Here is a 3,449-nt window from a genome sequence, read left to right as displayed (position 1 = left end):
GAAGCGCCGCGAGGCGTGTAGCTGACCAGTACTAATCGGTCGAGGGCTTATCCTAAGTTTTCTTCTTCGACTCACATTCGCATCCAGTTTTCAGGGAATACACCTGTGTCTAGTGGTAATGTCGCGGAGGTCACACCTGTTCCCATCCCGAACACAGAAGTTAAGCTCCGCAGAGCCGATGGTACTTGGACCGCAGGGTCCTGGGAGAGTAGGTCGCCGCTAGGCGAGACAAGACTCGATCTGAAGGATCGGGTCTTTTTCTATTTGTATGTGAAAAGGGAATAGAAGAGGTGCCGCGTTCGAAGCGGAGTGGAGAACCACCGGAGCGAAAGCGAAGGTATGGTACTTGGACCGCAGGGTCCTGGGAGAGTAGGTCGCCGCTAGGCGAGACGAGACTCGATCTGAAGGATCGGGTCTTTTTCTATTTGTATGTGAAAAGGGAATAGAAGAGGTGCCGCGTTCGAAGCGGAGCGGAGAACCACCGGAGCGAAAGCGAAGGTATGGTACTTGGACCGCAGGGTCCTGGGAGAGTAGGTCGCCGCTAGGCGAGACGAGACTCGATCTGAAGGATCGGGCCTTTTTCTATTTGTATGTGAAAAGGGAATAGAAGAGGTGCCGCGTTCGAAGCGGAGCGGAGAACCACCGGAGCGAAAGCGAAGGTATGGTACTTGGACCGCAGGGTCCTGGGAGAGTAGGTCGCCGATAGGCGAGACGAGACTCGATCTGAGAGATCTGGGTCTTTTTCTTTTTGTATGTGAAAAGGGAATAGAAGAAGTGCCGCGTTCGAAGTGGAGTGGAGAACCACCGAGGTGAAAGTGGATAGATGATAAGTGAACGGAGGCGCTTTGGAAGAGTAGGACGGCGGCAGGCGTGATGAGATCCGATCTAAGAGATCGGTTTTTTTATTTGCATGCAAAAGGGGAATAGAAATGGTGCCGCGTTTGAAGTGGAGTGGAGAACCACCGGAGTAAAAGTGAAGGTTTGGTACTGGGAGTATGGCGTTCTGAAAGAGTAAGACGCTTCGAGGCGTGATGAAACCTGATCTGGAGGATCGGGTCTTTTTTACCATAACCACAAAGTCTACAGCGTATATAGGGGTGAGCGTCTTATACTTCGCGAACTAAGACAGGGAATGCATAAATACCAGCCTAGACGACCTTCAGTGCGCACCGTTGATAGGTACCAGGGGATAGGCATCGGAGAGCGAACGAGGCTTCCTGATGGGAAGCAAAGAACGACGGAAGCGAGAAAAAGACGCTGCGCTCGCCTTGCAGGCCTCTGAAGGGTAGTGCGCGAGTCGATGAGCAAAGGCTAGATTCGATACGAATGATCCATGAGAAGCGATCTGGGTGCAATTGCGGCGGAAGCAGGAAGAAATTGATTGAACAAGTGTCTGCCAAAAAAGTGTGCAGCTGCAGCGCTTGCGATCATGGGAGCGTGAATTGGGCATTCTGCAGTCTCGGGGAAGGTGGACAGTTTGCACGCTGGCAATCAGAAACATCGAATCAGGAGTACCTTTCTTAATCGATCGAACGATTTCATCCTGAAGCGTGACGGCATTACTGTTATTTAGCGGTGGTGCTAAGACCGGACTGGATTAGACGTTTCTCCATCTTTCCAACTTGTGAATATTTCTGGTGAAAAGTCGAGCGAGAAAGCGAGGGAATCTGAACTCGACCATTTTATCTTCTACCCGCTTTTTCATTTCACCGACGGTGAGGTCAGGGAGAACAAAGGCACCATTTTCATAACAGTGACTGCAATACATCACGCTTTTTTGACCATCTCGTTCTGTCCCGCCGCCTTTTTCATCTCTTACGAGCGGCATTCCGCAACTTTGACAATTTTTATATGCTTTCATTAGAATCCCTCCGGAAGATTGACTAAAACGATTGTACTATGGAGCATGCAGATCATCAATCAAGGCACCGTACGATCAAAATCTACACCTTTTCGAATTGATTCATGGTTCATGACATCACAGCTCTCTCCGATCGCGTAGGTGCAAAACGCTGTGAGAAGATAAAGGCTAGAGAGCGGATAACTGTACGTGATCGTGAAGGTGCCGAGGTCATAGCTACCAGGTCTTAGAGCGAACAAATCTATTAATCATATAAATGGACATGATATAATCAGTATAAATAAATGGTGCAAAAGAGGTGATCCTCGTTGATTTTGACCGGTGGGAAACGTACAGTGAGGCGGAGTCAGAAAGAGCAGGATCAAGCGCAAAGGCAGCAATTGGTCGCTCAACCTTCCGTTCAACGTGCGATACTGCAGATGCAACAGACGATGGGAAACAGGAGCACCGCTCGATATTTGAGCGCACAATTGAAGAATCGATCGGCAGCCCAAGCAGAATCTGCTCAGGCGGTCGTGCAGCGGATGATTCTCCCCATCAAGGCGAGCTTTCCGGAGATGGACAGGAAGAAGGGAAGCTTATCGGAGGGCGATAAGGTCATATATGATGCGATTAAAAAGAGGTCGGCTGTGACGAATGAAAGCATTGCAGACCCCACAGACGAAGCGAGTTGGATTCCGTGGAACAATGGCGCACTCGCTGCAATCGGAAACGAGGAACTGCGCATCTTTGGTCATGGAGCGAGATTCGCAAACGCAGAAGAGGTAGCGCAGATCGATGGGCATACACCCGAACAGCTAGCAGAAAAACTAATTAATTTAGGACTGCCTAAGAAATATGCGGGGGTCATCTATCTTTCAGGATGTAATACGGCCCGAGGAGAGAAGCACGGATATCTGGGCAAGTTCTATCAGCTGATCAAGAAGCATTGCAAAAATGTACGCGTGCGTGGGAATCTTCATTCGGTCATCACTCGCATGGACGGGGAACAAGCTTATCTTGATCAAACGCGCTTCACGATCAATACGTATCAACAGGACAAGGAAAGTATCGTCTCCGTTGAACGGAAGCGGACGATGGAAGCATATGATCTACTAATACAGGACTACAGAAAAGGAACCATCAATAAAGAAGAGATGGAAAAACAGTCAAAACTTTTGAAGCAGCAGGCGATCTCTGATGTTAACTCTGCAGTTTCCAACCATGAGAACGACGCGTATCGCACAGATGGGTTGGTGGTCGAACTCCCTTAGGTATGTAGAGACATCTTTGAGCCACCAAAGCTTGAAAGGTGCGCATCTTAATCTGGGCAAGTTGAGCGGCTGCTGGGGGATTGAGAGCTGCGTTAGCGGGGGGTGAGGCCGAATCTGAGATCGGGTCGAGAATCGGCGCGCCAAGTACACAAATAATCAAGCAAAATGCGCTCTGAAAGCTTCTGAATGCGTCAGGAGGTGAGAAACGCATTGTTTATAGAAATTTGTCGAAAAAAAGTGATTGTGTTCGGACGCTTGTCCGTGATATTATAAGTCCTGTCGCCGCGAGAGACGCGGTGGGAAAACGGAAAGAACTTAGCAAGTGGAGAGATACC

Annotated in this window: 2 protein-coding genes and 1 rRNA gene; 2 read left to right on the top strand and 1 reads right to left on the bottom strand. The window is 49.3% G+C overall.

What is annotated here, in order from left to right; genetic code table 11:
• Nucleotides 1-108 precede the first annotated feature (108 nt).
• Nucleotides 109-225, top strand: a 5S ribosomal RNA gene (rrf, locus tag ACFSOY_RS19795).
• A gap of 1,372 nt (nt 226-1,597) precedes the next feature.
• Here rrf and ACFSOY_RS19790 read toward each other — a convergent pair.
• Nucleotides 1,598-1,861, bottom strand: coding sequence for a zinc ribbon domain-containing protein (locus ACFSOY_RS19790; RefSeq protein WP_386049581.1), 264 nt, complete (start codon nt 1,859-1,861; stop codon nt 1,598-1,600).
• Between the two features lie 308 nt (nt 1,862-2,169).
• Here ACFSOY_RS19790 and ACFSOY_RS19785 point away from each other — a divergent pair, with 308 nt between their 5' ends.
• Nucleotides 2,170-3,114 carry a hypothetical protein gene (locus ACFSOY_RS19785; protein ID WP_386049580.1) on the top strand — a complete coding sequence of 315 codons (945 nt, stop codon included), beginning with the start codon at nt 2,170-2,172 and terminating at the stop codon, nt 3,112-3,114.
• The last annotated feature ends 335 nt before the right edge of the window (nt 3,115-3,449 follow it).

It is taken from the genome of Tumebacillus lipolyticus, assembly GCF_042682745.1.
GTDB classification, from domain to species: domain Bacteria; phylum Bacillota; class Bacilli; order Tumebacillales; family Tumebacillaceae; genus Tumebacillus_A; species Tumebacillus_A lipolyticus.
The sequence above is the reverse complement of the archived record's forward strand: the minus strand, read 5'-3'. Positions and strand labels throughout refer to the sequence as shown.